This is a genomic window from Flavobacterium sp. 3HN19-14, from assembly GCF_051373205.1.
Taxonomy (GTDB): domain Bacteria; phylum Bacteroidota; class Bacteroidia; order Flavobacteriales; family Flavobacteriaceae; genus Flavobacterium.
Map to the genome: position 1 here is coordinate 1,188,958 of NZ_JBPPZT010000001.1, position 16,196 is coordinate 1,205,153.

Annotated in this window: 11 protein-coding genes and 4 pseudogenes; 3 read left to right on the forward strand and 12 right to left on the reverse strand. The window is 42.9% G+C overall.

Features of this window, described 5'->3' with window-relative positions; translation table 11 throughout:
- Positions 1–12: 12 nt before the first annotated feature.
- The 4 genes from ACSLFW_RS06225 to ACSLFW_RS06240 all read right to left on the reverse strand — a co-directional run bounded on the left by ACSLFW_RS06225 (position 13) and on the right by ACSLFW_RS06240 (position 3,987).
- Positions 13–339 (reverse strand): DUF6370 family protein, encoded by a 327-nt coding sequence (locus tag ACSLFW_RS06225; protein WP_436555061.1) that lies wholly within the window; start codon positions 337–339, stop codon positions 13–15.
- 4 nt (positions 340–343) lie between these two features.
- A complete protein-coding gene (purT, locus tag ACSLFW_RS06230; protein ID WP_436555062.1) occupies positions 344–1,507 on the reverse strand; it encodes a formate-dependent phosphoribosylglycinamide formyltransferase in 1,164 nt (387 codons plus the stop codon).
- A 132-nt stretch (positions 1,508–1,639) separates the two neighbouring features.
- Positions 1,640–2,824, reverse strand: a complete 1,185-nt coding sequence (locus tag ACSLFW_RS06235) for a pyridoxal phosphate-dependent aminotransferase (RefSeq protein ID WP_436555063.1) — start codon at positions 2,822–2,824, stop codon at positions 1,640–1,642.
- Between the two features lie 68 nt (positions 2,825–2,892).
- Complete coding sequence (locus ACSLFW_RS06240) at positions 2,893–3,987, reverse strand: fatty acid desaturase family protein (protein ID WP_436555064.1); 1,095 nt, start codon at positions 3,985–3,987, stop codon at positions 2,893–2,895.
- A gap of 148 nt (positions 3,988–4,135) precedes the next feature.
- On the opposite strand from ACSLFW_RS06240, the gene rsmG reads away from it, so the two are divergent.
- Complete coding sequence (gene rsmG, locus ACSLFW_RS06245) at positions 4,136–4,765, forward strand: 16S rRNA (guanine(527)-N(7))-methyltransferase RsmG (protein WP_436555065.1); 630 nt, start codon at positions 4,136–4,138, stop codon at positions 4,763–4,765.
- 92 nt (positions 4,766–4,857) lie between these two features.
- Here rsmG and ACSLFW_RS06250 read toward each other — a convergent pair whose 3' ends face one another.
- The 6 genes and pseudogenes from ACSLFW_RS06250 to ACSLFW_RS06275 all read right to left on the reverse strand — a co-directional run bounded on the left by ACSLFW_RS06250 (position 4,858) and on the right by ACSLFW_RS06275 (position 12,164).
- A complete protein-coding gene (locus ACSLFW_RS06250) occupies positions 4,858–5,517 on the reverse strand; it encodes a T9SS type A sorting domain-containing protein (protein ID WP_436555066.1) in 660 nt (219 codons plus the stop codon).
- A gap of 32 nt (positions 5,518–5,549) precedes the next feature.
- Positions 5,550–5,879, reverse strand: a complete 330-nt coding sequence (locus ACSLFW_RS06255) for a hypothetical protein (protein WP_436555067.1) — start codon at positions 5,877–5,879, stop codon at positions 5,550–5,552.
- 312 nt (positions 5,880–6,191) lie between these two features.
- A complete protein-coding gene (gene pdeM, locus ACSLFW_RS06260) occupies positions 6,192–6,833 on the reverse strand; it encodes a ligase-associated DNA damage response endonuclease PdeM (RefSeq protein WP_436555068.1) in 642 nt (213 codons plus the stop codon).
- Positions 6,834–6,941: 108 nt separating this feature from the next.
- A pseudogene (locus tag ACSLFW_RS06265) lies at positions 6,942–9,400 on the reverse strand (ligase-associated DNA damage response DEXH box helicase).
- Between the two features lie 66 nt (positions 9,401–9,466).
- Positions 9,467–11,068 (reverse strand): annotated as a pseudogene (locus ACSLFW_RS06270) (ATP-dependent DNA ligase).
- 67 nt (positions 11,069–11,135) lie between these two features.
- Positions 11,136–12,164, reverse strand: a pseudogene (locus ACSLFW_RS06275) (ligase-associated DNA damage response exonuclease).
- Between ACSLFW_RS06275 and ACSLFW_RS06280 the strand changes: the two are divergent.
- Both ACSLFW_RS06280 and pruA read left to right on the forward strand, forming a co-directional pair.
- The gene (locus ACSLFW_RS06280) at positions 12,152–12,511 is read left to right on the forward strand and encodes a hypothetical protein (RefSeq protein WP_436555069.1); all 360 of its coding nucleotides are present in this window, start codon (positions 12,152–12,154) and stop codon (positions 12,509–12,511) included. The pseudogene ACSLFW_RS06275 and the gene ACSLFW_RS06280 overlap by 13 nt on opposite strands.
- Before the next feature lie 63 nt (positions 12,512–12,574).
- A pseudogene (gene pruA, locus ACSLFW_RS06285) lies at positions 12,575–14,202 on the forward strand (L-glutamate gamma-semialdehyde dehydrogenase).
- A gap of 92 nt (positions 14,203–14,294) precedes the next feature.
- Here the strand turns inward: pruA and apaG are convergent.
- Positions 14,295–14,681, reverse strand: a complete 387-nt coding sequence (apaG, locus tag ACSLFW_RS06290; protein ID WP_436555070.1) for a Co2+/Mg2+ efflux protein ApaG — start codon at positions 14,679–14,681, stop codon at positions 14,295–14,297.
- Between the two features lie 75 nt (positions 14,682–14,756).
- Complete coding sequence (locus tag ACSLFW_RS06295) at positions 14,757–16,019, reverse strand: DUF5103 domain-containing protein (protein ID WP_436555071.1); 1,263 nt, start codon at positions 16,017–16,019, stop codon at positions 14,757–14,759.
- Positions 16,020–16,196 lie beyond the last annotated feature (177 nt).

The following is a 16,196-nucleotide window of genomic DNA, read 5'->3' on the forward strand; positions in this document are numbered from 1 at the left end:
GTTCGAGACGGCTTATTTGCTTTTCGCTTTGGGCTTTTCAGCAACTAGCTCGAAAGACGTCGCTTTAAAACGATTGCCCACAATTTCGCCCGAAACTGTCGCCTGTCTTACGGCATTGCAGAATCCGTTTTTAGCGTGCGGATCAACATAAGCTTCCATTTTTTTTGCGCCGTCAACGAAATAGGTTTTTCCGTCGATTTTTACCGCCATGTCGCAAGCGTCGCCTTTCATGCCGAATTTGCATTCGCCGCAGGCTACATCAACGACTTTATTGGTTACTTTTTGAGCGCACAGCATGTTGGTGATAAACAGTACGGCTACGATGATCAGGTTTTTCATAATATTAAGATTTTACGGTTATTAATTTTGCGGCGGCTATTGCCCTTTCTGTCACTTCTTCAACCGGTGTTTCGAGCGAATCATTTGTCAAAGCAACGCCCATTCTGCGATACGGTCTTGAAGTTGGTTTCCCAAATATACGAAAATCGGTTTTAGGTAAGGCGGCAATTTTTTCGAGGCCGTCAAAAGTTGGATTTTCGCTGTTTTCTGAAGCTGATACCACAGCACTTGCACCGGTTTTCTCTAATTTGATTTCGAAAATCGGAAGGCTCAGGATCGCACGCAAATGCAATTCGAATTCATTGAAATTCTGCGTTCCGGCTAAAGTCACCATTCCGGTATCATGCGGTCTTGGCGACAATTCTGAGAAATAAACGCCATCATCTGCGAGGAAAAATTCTACGCCGAAAAGTCCGGCACCGCCCAAGGCTTCGGTCACTTTTTCGGCCATATCCTGCGCTTCGTATAAATCTTTATCGGAAATTCTTGCCGGCTGCCAGCTTTCCTGGTAGTCGCCGCGTTCCTGACGGTGCCCGATCGGCGCGCAGAATAATGTCGGATTGTTATTTTGGGTAACGGTCAATAAAGTGATTTCAGAATTGAATTTCACGAAAGCCTCGACAATCACTTCAACGACATCGCCACGAGAGCCTTCAACGGCGTAATTCCATGCTTTTTCGATATCGCTTTCCGTTTTGATGGTCGATTGGCCTTTTCCTGATGAAGACATCAAAGGCTTGACGACACACGGCATGCCGACTTCAGCAACTGCTTTATTCAATTCATCCGATGAGGTTGCATAGCGGTAATTGGCGGTTTTCAAGCCGAGTTCTTTGGCGGCCAGATCGCGAATCGCTTTCCTGTTCATCGTAAAATTAGCCGCTTTCGCGGAGGGTACTACGGTAATGCCCTGCTTTTCGTAATCGTAAAAACGTTCGGTGCGGATGGCCTCGATTTCAGGCACGATAAAATCCGGATTGTGTTGGGCAACGATGCGGTCGAGTTCGGCGCCGTCGAGCATATTGATGACTTCAAAATCATGCGCAACTTGCATTGCCGGAGCATTTTCGTAACTGTCAACGGCAATCACGGTCTGGCCGATTCTTTGTGCTGCGATGACGAATTCTTTGCCGAGTTCGCCAGAGCCTAAAAGTAAGATTTTTGACATTTTGATATTTTTGAGTCGAAAGTCAAAAGTCGAAAGAGATGGCGCTAAAAACAAATACCGAAGTCAATTAGAACTCCGGTATTTGTTGTTATTTATATCAAGACTTTCAAACTTTCGACTTTAAGCTTTCGACTAATTTAAAACTTCTTTGATTCTTTTGATGGCTTCTTTAAGTTGGTCTTCGCTTGTTGCATAAGACAAACGGATGCAGTTCGGGTTTCCGAAAGCGTCTCCGGTTACGGTTGCTACATTTGCCTCTCCCAATAAATACATCGAAAAATCATCTGCATTTTTGATTTCGGTGCCGCGCAATGTTTTTCCGAAGAATGAAGAAACATCAGGGAAAACGTAGAAAGCACCTTCAGGAACATTCAATTTCAATCCCGGGATTTCATTGATCAATCCAACTACCAGATCGCGTCTTTGGTGGAATGCTTTGACCATATCGCCCAACACTTTTGGGTCTGCGTCGACGGCAGCGATAGTGGCGCGCTGTGCGATGCTGTTGGCGCCGCTGGTCACTTGTCCCTGCATTTTTGTACAGGCTTTTGCGATGAATTCGGGTGCGCCGATGTAGCCGATTCTCCAGCCTGTCATCGCGAAAGCTTTTGCAACGCCGTTCACGGTAATCGTTTTTTCGAACATGCCCGGGATAGAAGCGATGCTGCAGAAAGTGCCTGAGAAATTGATGTGCTCGTAAATCTCATCGGCAACTACATAAATATTCGGGTATTTTTCTAATACTTTCGCCAAAGCGGTCAGTTCCTCGCGGCTGTAAACAGAACCTGACGGATTGCAAGGGAAGCTGTACCAGATCATTTTGGTTTTAGGCGTGATGGCTTTTTCGAGTTGTTCTGGTGTAATCTTGAAATCTGATTCAACCGATGTTGGCACTTCTACCGGAACACCGCCTGATAATTTGATGATTTCGAAATAACTTACCCAATATGGAGCAGGTAAAATTACTTCGTCGCCATCATTCAGCATCACTTGCGCAATATTGTAAAGCGACTGCTTCGCACCGGTAGACACTACGATGTTGGCAGGCTTGTAATCTAAATTATTGTCTCTTTTGAATTTTCGGCAGATGGCGTCTTTCAAATCTGCATAACCGTCGACAGGTGTGTAAGTGCTGTAATTGTCGTCGATGGCTTGTTTCGCCGCTTCTTTAATGAAATCGGGCGTATTGAAATCGGGTTCGCCCAAACTTAAGCTGATGATGTCTTTTCCCTGGGCTTTTAATTCTCTTGCCAAAGCCGCCATGGCAAGTGTTTGTGAAGTTGATAAGTTGTTAATCCTTTCCGATAATGGGTTCATTGTGTTGGTTTTTCAAAGGATGCAACGACTGCATCCGTCAATTATTATTGGGTTTGCAGTTAAATATTTTAGGCGAGTTGCGGGTTTTGGCCAAGTTCTTTCAAATGTTTGAAATGGGCAATTACGGCGCCGCGCATGGTTTTGAATTCATGGTACGGCAGGTTGCATTCTTTTGCAGTTTGCTTGATGATTTCAGCGATTTTTCCGTAGTGCACGTGGCTGATGTGCGGGAATAAATGGTGCTCGATCTGGTGATTCAGCCCGCCGGTGAACCAATTTACGATTGCGTTTTTCGGAGCGAAATTCGCCGTTGTGTATAGTTGGTGAATGGCCCATGCATTTTCCAGTTCGCCATTTTCATCCGGAATCGGATTGGCAGTTTCTTCAACAACATGCGCCAATTGGAATACGATGCTTAAGATCAATCCGGCGGTGTAGTGCATGGCGAAAAATCCAACCAAAACTTTCCACCAGGTAATGCCTAAAATCATTGGCAATACGAGCCAAATCGAGATGTATATGATTTTTGTAATCACCAAAACCGTCCACAATCTAGCCGGACTTTGCGGTTCGCCATATGACAATTTGCGTTTGAGATAATTGCGCATCTGCTTGAAATCAGTCGTAATCGCCCAGTTGAAAGTCAGCAATCCGTAAAGGAAAACCGAATAATAATGCTGGAATTTATGGATTTTATACCACTTCGCATCTTGTGTAAATCGGATTACGCGTCCGGCATCCAAATCTTCGTCATGCCCGTGAACATTGGTGTAAGTGTGGTGTAAGACATTGTGTTGTACCTGCCAGTTGTAAACATTTCCGGCAAGCACATAAATGCTGCCACCCATAATTTTGTTGAGCCAGGTTTTGTTGGAGTAGGAACCGTGATTGCCATCGTGCATTACGTTCATTCCGACGCCCGCCATTCCAACGCCAATAACGATTGACAGAAGCAACATCAACCAAAACGGCATGTCAATAGTTAAAATCAAAAAATACGGCGTCAGGAAAATGATGAACATGATTACCGCTTTAAGATGTATTTTCCAGTTGCCGGTTTTTTGGATGTTATTGTCTTTAAAATAGCTGTTAACCCTTGAGTTCAGTGTCCTGAAAAATTTTAAGCTGTCTTGTTTTGAGAATGTCGGAATTGTGGTATTCATAAATTTTATTTAATACGCAAAAGCGCTGTCAAAGGTAAATATTCTATAGCATGTAAACGGTGAAAAGCGGCAAAAATTTCATCACTAAAATGATTACTTTTGTGACTTCGGGCGATAGGCCGAAACGAACGATATTAAAATTTACGAAATGAAAGCCATTCTGGATTATTTTCCCAACCTGACTGATACACAGAAACATCAATTTGAAATGCTCGAAGCCTTGTATCACGACTGGAATGCAAAAATCAACGTCATTTCGCGCAAGGATATCGACGAGTTGTATACAAAACATGTGCTGCATTCGCTTGCCATTGCAAAAATCCAGCAATTTGAGCCGGGTACCTATGTGCTTGATGTTGGAACTGGTGGTGGTTTTCCGGGAATTCCGCTTGCGATTTTATTTCCCGAAACACGATTTTACCTGATTGATGTGATCCTGAAAAAAATAAACGTTGTAAAAGCCGTTGCCGAAGCGTTGGAATTGAAGAACGTAAAAGCCGAGCAAATTCGTGCCGAAAATGTCAAAGGCGATTTTGATTTCATTGTAAGCCGCGCCGTTACGAATATGCCTGATTTCGTCTCATGGATCAGCGATAAAATCAAAAAGCAAAATAAACACGAGCTCAAAAACGGAATATTATATCTCAAAGGCGGCGATTTGACTCAAGAGCTCAAGGATTTTCCGAAGTCTACAGAATATAATATTGCTGATTTTTTTTCAGATCCGTTTTTCGAGACGAAGAAAGTGGTGCATTTGCCTTTGAAGTTTAAGGCTTAAGACTTGTCTGGATTACAAAAGATTAGCCACGAATTACACGAATTAGCACGAATAGAATTTGTGGAAATTCGTGTAATTCGCGGCTAATTCAATTATTGCTTAATGATTTTTTTAAAGGAAACACCATTTTGCGTTTCAATTTTTGCAATATAATTTCCGGATGTCAAGTTGCTTAAATTTAAAATCGGAGTCCCTTTTCCTGAGAATACGATTTTTCCCGAAATATCAGTGATAACCACAGAAATCACATTTTGACCGGCTGCAACAATTTCCGCAGTACTGCCAACCGGATTGGGCGTTATTGCAACCTCATTTTTATGAAGCGGATTATTTGCGGAAAGCATTATCGCTGCCGGTGCTTTTTCGATTTGGGTTGTGTCAGAATTGATGCCCAACAAGCCTACTGTCAATACATTGTTAGTTGATTTCACCAACGGCCACAAATCACTTTCACGGTAATAGCGATAGGTGGTTTGCGACAACATTCCTACAATGCCCAGTCCTGCATAACTAAGTTGCAAGGTCTGGACGGTTTTCAGGCGGGTGACATCAAAAGTGCCTTCGCTCGTGATCATATCGCCATAGGCGTCGACTTCGGTAATCATCGTTCCGGCAAATGTCCCGGAATAATCACCATAGGTATAATTGCCGGCAACATTGTCAACATGCAAATCGCCATACGCCTGCGGAAACGAACCGTAATCGCCATGGTCGGTGTAAGAAAGTATGAAATTAGAATCGGCATAACTCATCAATCCGTTGGAAGATTGATATTCTTCACTGTCTAAATTATAGTTTCCAGGGTTACAAGATAGCCTGAAGTTTTGATTGTGGCGCCTTGAAATTCAATTTGCTCATCGGCCGTCGGCAGAGAATTCATGTAATATTTACTTTGGTTCGGGATTGTCGTGAATGCCGAAATGTCCCAGGTTTTGTCAAAACCAGCAGCAGATTGGTCAAAAACCGTTTCCGGGACATACATTTCATACATTCTGTAAATGACGCCGTCCTGCTGCGGATTATTGGCATTTGCATTTCCGTTGAGTGCATACAGGTAAGATTGCGCCTGCATATTTATAGCCAATAATAATAAAATGGGTAAAGTTATTTTCATATAAATAGGTTTTAAGTTGCTCAAAGATAGTAATTTAGTTTGTTTTCTATGTGCTGTGATTGAAGGTTTTTTGCAGTTGAAATTTCAAATTTTGGTGTAACTTTGAATTGGTGTGAAATCAATTTCTGTACAAAAAACTTTAAGAATTTTTACGGCATTCCCGCAATACAAGGTGTCGCAAAAAATTGTATTTTGCCATAAGGGGAGGGGCGATTGCACCCTACGAAAAAATTAAATTTGTTGGTTACGGCAATGCCGTAAAAATTGTTAAAGTTTTGGATGGAATTACGGGACAAACAAGACACATTGATTTTAATTTTTCGCCACAACAATCACTTCGTCTTTCGTCACAGCATAAACAATATCGGTTTCAGCAGGCACTAAGAAATAATTTCCGGTAAACTCGCCAAAAGCAGGCAGGATCATTTGATTTTCTTTTTGGAAAAAGCACGGCAGTTTCAAAGATTGTTTTCCAATTCCGTAAATTTTTATTCCGGGATGAATGTGACCACAGAAGTTGAAAAGATTGTCTCGTTCGTCGGGATGATGGGTAAATAAAAAACCATCCGTTTCAATCTCGCTGAAAATTTTAATGCCGATTTTCTCGAAATGCCTTTCGTCTAGAATATCGTGGTTTCCTGCGACAAGGATAATTTCAGCAGCAATTCCTGAAACCCAATCTTCAAACAAACCCCATTCATTATTGATTTTGCTGTGGAACAAATCGCCTAAAAAAACCACAATCGACGGATTGAAGAAATCCAATGCCGTGTTTAATTGTTCAAAATTTTTCGAAATTGCATTTCCGGGAATGGCCATTCCGTGTTTCCTGAAATGACTGACTTTTCCAAGATGAACATCAGAAATCAAGAGCATTTTCTTTTCTTCCCAAAAGATAGTTCCGGTAGGATGCAGAATAAAATGATTGTTTTTTAGGTTGATTTTAAGGGTCATTTTTTGAGAAAAGAATCAGAGAGTCAAGAATCAAGACGTTTCATTTGCGCAAAAATACGTCTTTTTTCTTTCAGCGAAGCGGTCTTGACTCTTTCAGCGAAGCGGTCATTATTTCATATACGAAGCCGTCATTTTCTTAATCCGTTCCGCCAAAGTTTCACTGGATAATTTCTCGCGCAATCGGTCTGTGATGATTGGAAAACTGAATGGAGTTGGTTTTTCGCACCGCTTCCAAACGATGTTTTGGCTTTCAATTCGTTCCAAAGCCATAATCATACGGCCTTCTTCAAGCTGGTGCTCGAAAGTTTCGCGATACGATTGCTGGTACAATAAATTATCGGGTTCAAAATCACGAAAGACTTCAAACAGCAACTGCGAACCGCTTTGCAAATGCTTCGTCTTAACTATTTTTCCGGGAAATCCGGTGAATATCAATCCTGCAATCACAGCAATATCACGAAATTTCCGCCGCGCCATTTCGGTTGAATTCAGGCTGGCCTGCAAATCATGATGCAGGTGTTCAGGCGTAAAAAGATTATTGTCCAAAACCTGTTCCATATCGATCTCCTGATCGGAAAGCAATTCAAATCCGTAGTCGTTATACGCCAGTGAAAATGAAATCGGCGACAGCAAACTGATGCGATATGCCATCAAACTTGCCAGTGCTTCATGCACGAAACGACCTTCAAAAGGATAAAAAATCGCGTGATAACCTTCGCGTGTCTTGAAGGTCTCGATTAGAAATTCATCAGCATTTGGAACGATCGATTCCTTTCGCTGCCTTTTGAAAACCGGCGCAAGTGCTTTGAGTTCGGGTGTAAGTTTCTCCGTATTTGCAGCGTACAATTCCTGGCGTAGTAACTCGCTCATTTGTGCCGAAAGTGTCATCCTGCCGCCCATCCAGCTTACAAATCTTGATGCTTTTTTGACGTCGGCTTTCCTGACAATAACCTGCATATTTTTGATTTGGAACAGCTCCAGTTTTTTTCCGGCGAATGTAAAAACATCACCTTTGTTGAGTTTAGATGCAAACCATTCCTCAATATTGCCAAGATAACCACCGCTCAGGAATTTCACGTTCATTGTCGCATCACCAACAATCGTCCCGATTTGCAAGCGATGGTGCATGGCGGTGGCGCGGCTGTTGATTTTAAACTTCCCGTCGGCTTCGATATCGACTTTTTTATATTCGTCGTAAGCCTGCAAACTCTGGCTGCCGTGAACGATGAAATTCAGAACCCAATTCCAGTTTTCTTTTGTCATCACTTGGAAACAAAAAGTGTTTTTGACTTCTTCGTAGATTGCATCGGGATAGAATCCGTCAGAAACGGCGAGTGTGTTCAGGTATTGCACCAAAACGTCCCAACTGCTCAAATACGGAATCCGGTCTTCAACAACCGTTTCAGCAACCGCTTTTTTCAGCGCCGAAGCTTCAACGAGTTCAATCGCATGTGTCGCCAGAAAATAGATCACGCTTTCTTTTCCGGGTTGGTGGCCGCTTCGCCCGGCACGTTGCAGGAATTTTGCGACACCTTTGGGCCGCCAATTTGTATAATGGTTTCTACCGGTGCAAAATCGACGCCCAAGTCCAGACTTGAAGTACAAACGACAACTTTTAATTCTTCATCGCGAATGGCCTGTTCCACCCAAAGCCGGGTTTCGCGGTTGATGCTGCCGTGGTGCATCGCCATGACGCCGGCAAATTCGGGGTATTTTTCGAGCAGTCGCTGGAACCAGATTTCGCAGGCCGAACGTACATTCGTAAAAATAAGCGTGGTTTTGCTTGCACGGACAATTTTTGCCACTTCATCAATCAAGTGCAATCCCATATGGCCACGCCACGGATAACTGTCCATTTTTTCGGGAATGATTGAAATGACCTTGATTTTTTTATGGATTTGTGCCCGCACCAAAACGGAGTTATGATAGGCTTCAGAATCAGGGCCAAGTAAAACCTGCCTTCCTTGTTCTAAATTTCCGATGGTTGCAGAAATGCCCCAGATGCGCATTTTCGGCGCGATGGTTTTGAGTCTTGACAATCCCAATTCGGTTTGCACGCCGCGTTTTGTGCCTAAAAGCTCGTGCCATTCGTCAATGACAATTGCAGCACAATCCTGAAAAACTTTTTCATAGCCTTTTGATGCCAAAAGTAATTGTAAACTTTCCGAAGTCGTGATGAGTAAATCCGGCATTTTGGTTTTTTGCCTGGCGCGTTCGCTTGCCGAAGTATCGCCGGAGCGGATGCCGACAGTTATTTGAGTGCCCAGATCATTGGCAATTCTTTCTGCAGCTTGTTTGATTTCTACAGAAAGCGCGCGTAATGGCGTAATCCAAATGGCTTTTAATCCGGGTTTGTGTTTGGTTTTGTAATCCGGGTTTCTTTTGATGTAATCGAGAACAACAGGCATCCAGAGCGCATAGGTTTTCCCGCTTCCGGTTGGCGCGTTAAGCAGGCCGTTCTTGCCTTGCAGGAAAGCGGTCCAGGTCCGGGTTTGGAATGGAAATGCTTTCCAGCCTTGCGATTTGAACCAGTTTTCGGCAATTTCGAAGAGTTGTTCTCTGTTCATAATAGGCTTTACACGAATTACACGAATTTCACAAATTTGATATGCTGTAAAATTTGTGTTATTTTATTAAATCATGCTTTTCAAATCTTCAATCGAATTGGCTTCGTCGATTTTTTTGTCGTGGCGCCAACGTAAGATTCTTGGAAATCGTGTTGCAACGCCGCTTTTATGCCTTTTCGATAAGGCAATTCCTTCAAAACCGATTTCGAAAACGAGTTGCGGCGTAACGCTTCGCACCTGGAACTAAATCTTTCAAGCGTATTTTTCTTAATCCAATCGTCGACTTTGCGAAATTCTGCATCTGTCAACCCGGAATATGCTTTCGCGAAAGTAACTAATTCGCGTTCGCCATTTTCATTGTCTTGCCAAAGTGCGAAAGTATAATCAGTGAATAAATTCGAACGTCTTCCATGACCACGCATGGCGTAAGTCAAAACGGCATCAATGACCAAAGGTTCGATTTTCCATTTCCACCAATCGCCCTTTTTTCGACCGACGCCATATATGGAATTCTTTCTTTTCAACATTAATCCTTCGCTTTTCATTTCGCGGGCGCGCATTCGTTCAGCCGTCACATCTTCCCAGGTTTTGAGTGAAATCCTCTCTGAGAGCTGTAGCGGGATATTTTCATTTTTTACCCTTTCGTATAGTTTTTCGAGTAAATTCCGGCGTTCTTCATAAGGGAAATTCGCGATGTCTTCGCCTTCCCATTCGAGCAGATCGTAGGCTTTAATCAAAACCGGTGTTTTACTGAGCAATGCCTGTGAAACTGTCTTGCGTCCGATACGGGTTTGTAAATCATTAAACGTACCGATTTCGCCTTCCGGGAACGGTAAAATTTCACCATCAATGACAGTTCCGTTTGGAATAATACCGAGGAATGCCGTAAATTCCGGATATTTATCGGTGACCAGTTCTTCGCCGCGACTCCAAACGAAAATTTCATTGTCACGGATAATGGTTTGCGAACGGATGCCATCCCACTTGTGTTCAGCGCTCCAGTCTTCTGGATTTCCGAGATTTGAAATTTCACCTTCGATTGGATAAGCAAGATAAAACGGGAATGGTTTCGACAAATAATCAGAGCTTCTTTCATCGAGAATCAATTCCTGAAAAGTGATGGTATTTGGATCCCAATTTCCCATTAATTTATATGCGAGTGCATCTTCGTCGATATTTTGTGCTTTTGATAGTGCGCGCATCATCAGTTTTTGGCTAACGCCGATGCGGAAACTTCCCGTGATCAATTTGGTGAAGACGAAGCGTTCGTAGTAATTTAAAGCCAGCCAGTTTTCATGTAAATAATCTCGTTTTTCTTCGTCGGATTTTTTCTTTAAGGCGATGATTTCACGAACGTATTCGCTCAGGCTTTTATCGGAATGTTCTTTTGTCGTCGGAATGATTAGCGCAATTGTTTCTGCCAAATCGCCGACAATGTGATAACTTTCTTCAAAAAGCCAAAGCGGAATCTGCGCGAGTTCATCTGGCCCAAAGGCGCAATAGTGTTGTATTTACGGGACGAGGTGGACGCCGATGAGACAGGATTGCAATGCACCAAACCTTGTCTTCTTCGGATGCCACGCGGAAATAATCCGTGAGCGCGTCGACTTTGACAGACGTTTTGTTAGAGCTGTCGAGGGTTTTTATAAGTTCGGCGAAGTTTTTCATTTTATTTTTTATTGGCGCACAGATTTTACAGATGAATTTGAAACCTGTGAAAATCTGTAAAATGGTGTTATCCGTGTGCTATCTCTTCTTCCATATCAGCTTTCGTATCCATTTCATCGCCTTCATATTGCGTATGTGCTGGTCCGGGCGTCGTAACCCATTTCACGCAGATATTTCGACATCACATCAGAATAGCCGTGCGTGCAGATAATTCTTTCGGCACCGGTGGCTTTTATGCTGTCGAGCAATCCGTACCAATCGCAATGGTCGCTCAGGACAAAACCCTTATCAATGGCACGACGACGTCTTGCTCCGCGAAAAGCCATCCAACCGCTAGCTGCTCCGGTTACATAAGGCGTCATTTTCCGGATCCAGGGTGTGCCGTGTGCGCTTGGCGGTGCAAGTACCATATTGCCGGCGATGTCTTCTTTTTTGGTTTCAGATGTAATTCTGATTGTTGGCGGAAAATCGACCATCGGACGCAGGACGTTCGTCATGTTCTCGACCGCGCCGTGTGTGTATATTTTTCCAATTGACGGGTCGAGATATTTCAATAATCTTTGTGCTTTTCCTAAAGTGTAACCGAATAAGACCGATGTTTTTCCGTCTGCTTTGTTTTCTGCCCACCAATTGTTGATGTCGGTCATGACTTCTGCTTGCGGCAGCCAGTTGAAAGCAGGCAGTCCGAAAGTGTTTTCTGTTATAAAGGCATGGCATTTGACCACTTCATACGGAACGGAAATACCATCATCTTCTGTTTTGTAATCGCCCGTAAAAACCCAGATTTCACCTTTATATTCAACGCGGATTTGCGCACTGCCGATGATATGCCCGGCGGATGCAACGAAAATTTGACACCATTGACAACGAAAGTCTCGTTCCAGTCTTTTCCGGTGACGTTGATGTCGCCGAGCCGGTGTTTGATGATAGGGACGTTCGTATGGTGTGTGATGTAATTTTGATGCCCCCAACGTGAGTGGTCAGCGTGGCCGTGCGTGATGATGGCGTTTTTGACGGGCTTCCACGGGTCGAGGTAAACGTCGGCTTGTTCGCAGTAGATGCCTTTATCGTTGAAGGCAAGTAGTGGGGTTTTCATTTTGGGTTCAGGATTTAAGACCTAACAGGTTTTTAAAACCTGTTAGGTCTGTAGTAATAAATTTACGATTTGGATTTTGGAAAGCGGGTGGTTTTTTAAGAAGTTTAACGTTTGTTGATTTTGTTTTGAATGTATTGAGGGAAAGTCATTGGAAAAATAAGACCTCTAAAATAGCCCCGATAGGAGCAAGTAGCTTTTGCGGTTGGCGTTCAGCTGCAAAACTACTGCGGATTACTTCGTCAGTTCGGCCTGAAAAAGGCCTCGGGTGCGGGATGACTGTTGTAGGTTTATGGGATGTTGTTGCTCCTGAAACTTCAAATGATTATCAAATTCGTAAATCGAAATGATTTGAGAGAACATTTTGTATCTTTGCGGCACGAAATTTTGATAATTCTTAAAAATATAACAATATGCCAAAAGGATTCTTTCACGTACCGAAAGCGGTTAACGAACCTGTAAAATCTTATGCGCCGAATTCGCCTGAAAAAGCGGCGGTTTTAGCGGCTTACCAACAAATGTGGAATGCGAAAATTGACGTTCCGTTGTATATCGGGAGCGAGAAAATCAAGACCGGGAATACCAAAAATATCACGGCGCCGCACGACCACCAGCACGTAGTTGGGATTTATCATTTGGCGGAAAAAGCGCATGTGGAAAAAGCGATTTCGAGTGCTTTGGAAGCGCGTGAGCAATGGGCGAATTTGCAATGGGAACAGCGCGCAGCGATATTTTTGAAAGCGGCGGAGCTGATCGCGGTCCTGTATCGTGCGAAGATTAATGCGGCGACGATGATCGGGCAGTCGAAGAATATTTTCCAGGGCAGAAATTGATGCGGCTTGTGAGCTGATTGACTTTTTGCGTTATAATGTTGAATTCATGACGCAGATTTACAATGACCAGCCAAAATCGAATTCGGATATGTGGAATCGCGTGGAATATCGCCCATTAGAAGGATTTGTGTATGCGATTACGCCTTTTAACTTTACGGCGATTGCAGCGAATTTGCCGGCAAGCGCGGCTTTGATGGGCAATGTTGTGGTTTGGAAACCGAGCGACAGTCAGGTATTTTCGGCGAAAGTGATCATTGACGTGTTTAAGGAAGCCGGTGTTCCGGATGGCGTGATTAACGTTGTTTTTGGCGATCCGGTGATGATTACCGATACTTTGCTGGCGAGTCCTGATTTTGCTGGAATTCATTACACAGGTTCGACTTTTGTATTTAAGGAAATCTGGAAGAAAATAGGAGAAAATATCCATACTTATAAAACGTATCCAAGAATTGTCGGTGAAACCGGCGGTAAGGATTTCGTTTTGGCGCATCCGAGTGCTGACGCAAAACAAGTGGCGACAGGAATCGTGCGTGGCGCTTTTGAATTCCAAGGGCAGAAATGTTCGGCGGCATCGCGTGGTTACGTTCCGCAAAGCTTGTGGCCAGCGGTGAAAGAACAATTGATTACAGATGTGAAATCGTTTAAAATGGGTTCGCCGGAAGATTTCGGGAATTTCATTACTGCGGTAATTCACGAAGGTTCATTCGACAAATTGGCTTCGTATATCGACCAGGCGAAAAATGACGCTGACGCGGAAATTATAGTTGGCGGCAATTACGACAAATCGAAAGGCTGGTTCATTGAACCGACAATTATTGTGACCACAAATTCGAAATACAAGACGATGGAGACCGAATTGTTGGCAGGTGATGACGATTTATGTGTATGAAGATGCGAAATGGGCGGAGACGTTGAAATTGGTTGACGGTACGTCGGAATATGCGTTGACAGGAGCGGTTTTTAGCACTGACCGTTATGCGATTGCAGAAGCGACTTCAGGATTGCAGAATGCCGCAGGAAACTTCTACATCAATGATAAACCAACCGGAGCCGTTGTAGGCATGCAGCCATTTGGCGGTGCGCGCGCATCGGGAACGAATGATAAGGCAGGTTCAATGCAGAATTTACTGCGTTGGGTTTCACCAAGAACGATTAAAGAAACTTTTGTAACGCCTGTGGATTACCGCTATCCGTTTTTGGGAGAATAAATTTGAGTTGACAGTTCACGGTTAACAGTTTACAGTAAAAAACCGGAGTCATTTGATTCCGGTTTTTTTATGTGAGTTTTATAATGTATTGATTAATTCAGTGCAAACGGTGCGCTCAACCTGAAATTAGGCACAATTACACGGAAGTTTCTAGTAGAAGTAAAATTGATCATATTGAAATAACCGCGCATCGCCCCGAACGGAGATGACAAAAGGCATCCGGAACTGTAAGTATGCGATTCTCCAGGTTTCAAAACGGGTTTTTTCCCGATTACACCTTCACCGTCAACAATTTCAATCTCATTTAGAGAATCAAAAATTTCCCAGTGACGGGATGTTAGCTGAACAGAATCCTTGCTGTGGTTTTCAATCGTAATTTCATAACTAAAGGCAAAATGCAGCTTGTAGTTTTTGAAGTAAGTGCCTTCAAAACTCGTCAAAACTGAAATTTTTATGCCTCTTGTTATTTGCGTAACCATTTAAAAAAGAAGTTTTAATGTATTCAAATTTACGAAAAATACGACGAATTTGATTTTTTTGCCGTTAAATTTTCATTAATTGGTAATGTCTACTGACGTTGCTACGCCTTTGCCAATCACGCGGTCATAACGCTGGCTGTTTTCACGGTAATAGACGATGGCGAAATAGTTGTTTTCAGTTTGATAGAAATTACCGTCGGGCGCGTGCTCTGCATCGATTTTTCCGTTGCTGTCAGCAATAACATATTGATAATTGGTAAAGCCCTGTTTGATTAAAATCGCCTTTTCGTAAATACCTAAATCTTTGTTGTAATCAAGCCTGTATTCCGGCGTTGTGGCGTAATTATTGAACATTCCGTTGACATAAATACCGTTGGTGCCGAAATATGCGGGCGCAGAATACCTGAAATAAACCCAGACATAATCGGCTTCGACATCATTATTCTCGGCATTAATATTTTTCACTATGAAATTTCCATTTACATCCGGAAAATAAGTGTAGTTCTGGCTGCCGCGCGCATTATTCAGATAAAGATGCGCATTGTAGATATCGCCTGAGTCTATGAAACCAACATTATTGGTTGCCGCGCGAACATCTTTGTTTTCAAAATACAAGAATTCGTTGCCGCCCCAGAATTGCGTTTCCTGGTTGTACTTGTAAATCAAATCGTTGCCGATCGTATATTGTGGTTTGATATTGGTGATGCCGGTGTTGAGCTGTCCATTTTGCAATAGCAATACTTTTACGTTCTGCAATGGACTCTGGAACAGAATATTCTGTGATTTTATAGCGAAATCGAGATTCTGCTTGTAGTCGATATCTGCAATAGTCCTGGAGCGCTTGATTTGCATCGGCACCGAAACCAGATCTTCGAAAAGGATGAATTTTCTTGAAAAAACCACTTCTTTGTCATCGTTCAGAATCTTCAGGACATAATTGCCACTTACCAGGAAACGCGTATTTTTATTAGGGAAAGCCACGCGATAATGCGAATATAATTGTAGCGTGTTGAAGGAATTCGTATACTCCTGAATACGCTGGTCGTCAAAGCCATTGATGTATTCACTTTTGCTCAATTGCGAAGGCTTCCAATCGTAATCGCAGTGTTGCAATACATAAAAATAATTGGCTTCATTGCCGAACAAATCGTCGAATTGGAATTCGAAACTGTCATTCAATCCGAAAACCGGAACCGTATTCTGTCCGTTTTGCACAAAAGTCGCCGTCTTTATATTGTATGGCGGAATGATTTCCTTTTCGGCCGCCTGACCGAAACAAAACGAATAACAGAATAAAAGCGCAGCAGTTGAAAGTAAATACTTGTAGAGATGCTTCATGGCCAAATGTAATCGGGATTTCTTAGTGGTAAATATAACAAATAAAATGAATGGATATTGTGATGGAGTCGAAAGTGAAAAGTCCAAAGTCAAAAGAAGGCAGATTACAGACAATACAATGACTTTCGACTTTTGACTTGTCACATTTGACTAATAGTTAAAGATTTAATAATAAAT